1 protein-coding gene is annotated in these 2,576 nt (G+C 61.1%); it reads left to right on the top strand.

Translation table 11 applies throughout. From position 1 onward, the window contains the following. The coding region (locus WA989_RS03795; RefSeq protein ID WP_424339185.1) for a type IV secretory system conjugative DNA transfer family protein at positions 1-1,995 on the top strand (1,995 nt) is incomplete at its 5' end. Between the last annotated feature and the right edge of the window lie 581 nt (positions 1,996-2,576).

A 2,576-nucleotide genomic window follows, 5' to 3' on the forward strand; every position in this document is an offset into this window, starting at 1 on the left:
TATCTCACGTTCGCGCTACGGCGAAACATCCTCACCACCGATCTGATGCTTCACTATCAGACGGTGATGGACGGGTTCTGGTCCGCGCAGCCTTATCTGACCGGACACCTCATCGTTGCGGGTTCGATCGGTCTTTTTCTGATGGTCGCGATCGCCACGGTCATCTGGGACAGGCTGGTCAGCTACGGTCAGCGCCAGTTCCAGACTCTGCCGAGCCTTCGTCGCAACGACATGGTGCAGCCGGTCGGCTACGGCTTCGTCCTGGGCGAGCAAATCCCGGCACCCGTGCAGCGTCCCGATCGCCCGATCAAGATCAAGGCGACGAGGAAGACGTTAATCAAGCCCGAGACAGTCAAGAAGATAGAGAAGCGGATAAAGACCAAGAAGCTCTCGAAGATCGCCTCGGTCCGCACCCGCAAGCTACGATATATCGCGGCGCTCTACAGTTCGGTCAGCAACGTCCTGATGATCGCGCCGACGCGATCCGGCAAGGGCGTGGGATTCGTCATCCCGAACGCTCTTACATTTCCGGGTTCGATGGTCGTTCTGGATGTGAAAGGCGAGCTTTGGGACGAGACAGCGCGCGCCCGCGCGCAGATGGGCGACAAGGTGTTCCGCTTCGCGCCGCTCGACTTCGAGAACCCGACGCATCAATACAATCCGCTCGCCCGCCTGTCCGGCATCGAGGACATGGAAGAGTTGTGGACGGGCCTCGCGCGCATCGCGCGTCTCTTCCTTCAAATCGACAACAACAAGGACTGGTTGAGTTCGGGGATCTTGCTTTTCGTCGCTGCCGGCGTTCTGGCCTGCCAGCGGGACAACCCCACGATGGGCGAAATCTACCGGATCATCTTCGGAACAGGCGAGGGATCGGATGTCGGAAAATCCACGACCGATCTTCTCTCAGCAGCCGCACGGGAATGTAAGTATCCGCCTGCCGCACGCGAGTTGAACAAGATCGCCGGCCAGGAAGCGAAGATCCAGCAAAGCAATCTGTCGGTGCTTAGCTCCGCCGGTTTAGGGCAATGGGCCAATCCCCGCGTCGAGCGGGTCACGCGGCGAAACGATTTCGACTTCACCGTGATGCGCCGCGAACCCACGTCGGTCTATCTCAATGTTCTTTCCGACGACATGGAGGACCTCAATTCGCTGGTTCGCCTGTTCTTCGCCGACCTCATTTCTTTCCTGCGGTCATCGAGGCCCGGCGAGGACGAGCCCTTGCCGATCTTCATCCTTCTGGACGAGTTCGACCAGTTGGGCCGGATGCCGCTCGTCGTCCAGGCGATGAAGCAGACCGCCGGACATGGCGGGCGGTTCGCCATCGTCACGCAGTCCATTCCGGGCTTGATGACGGTGCCCTACAGCCCGGAGGAAATCCAAGCCATCGAAAGCGCCTGCCAGGTCAAGCTCTACATCGCCGCAAGCGAGGACCGCACGGCCGGGGAGTTGGAAACGGCACTCGGCACCCGCACCGGATCGACCCGCACACGAAACGAGGAAATGCGGGCTGTCGGCTTCGGGGCGGGCAGCGTGACTCGCGGCACGGAGCATCGGCCGGTGTTGTCCAAGCAGGAAATCCGCGACATGGATAAGGACAAGATCATCATCCTGCCCGAGCGCCAAAACCCGATCCTCGCCGACAGGATCGAATATTTCGACTCCCGCGAGATCATGAAAATCCACAAAGCACAGGCCGGAACGCCCTACCCATATCCGACCGTGAAACAGAACGAGAAGGCGATGACGATGGCAGCCGTGCGAGAGGCGGCGAGCGAGGCGCAACAGGCGGACGCGCTGGCAGAGGAAAAGGCGGTCGCGGCTATGACCGAAGACCGCAGCGCCGCTACGACAGCGCCTCTCAACAAGCGGTCGAAGCGCAAGGTTAAGCGGAAAGAGGGCGGCAAGATGAGCCCGGAAGCCCATGCCCTAATGGCGGCAACCGCCGCCTCCGCCCAAAAGCAGTTGGACGACAAGGAGGGGTCGCGAGCCGCCTAGGTGTAGCGGCTTGAGATCATCGGCGTGCAGGCGCGAGGTTATTGATGGTCCAGGCTCAGATTACTTGCGGCTATCCAGCGGCTCGGGCTTGGATTGCGTGAGACCGGCCGCAGATTAGCTGCGACGGGTGCGGACCGCTGAAACTTTCCCGATGCAGCGAAATCGGGTTCGATGGCCAGACCGGCCGATCGCCGCGCGACGAACCAGCGGCCGGGGTGCGAACCTTGCGGCCGTTCATCGCCCTGAAGTGCAAGCGCAGCATTACCGGGGAGACGTTCGCAGTCGCAGCGAATAAGGTTCCGCGCCGCGGCGCAAACCCCTGAAGCGGTCGTTCAACGCCGCGCCAGATCGGAGAATCCAATTCGGCTATTCGCTGCGCCTCAACGCAGCGCCACCGATGCGGACTTCCCGGCCATTCATGCCTTGCGTTCCTATGTATGGTTCGGCGCCATTGAGCGCAGCTTTATCATGATAAAACGCCCTTTGGACTCCGGCGCGTGGGGTCTGCAGCTTCAGGCCACAAACCACATCCCGAGCATCCACACGCCCATGCCCAGCATGATCAAATTATCGCTGAGCGA

It is taken from the genome of Henriciella sp., from assembly GCF_049649345.1.
In the GTDB taxonomy this organism is placed as follows: Bacteria; Pseudomonadota; Alphaproteobacteria; order Caulobacterales; family Hyphomonadaceae; genus Henriciella.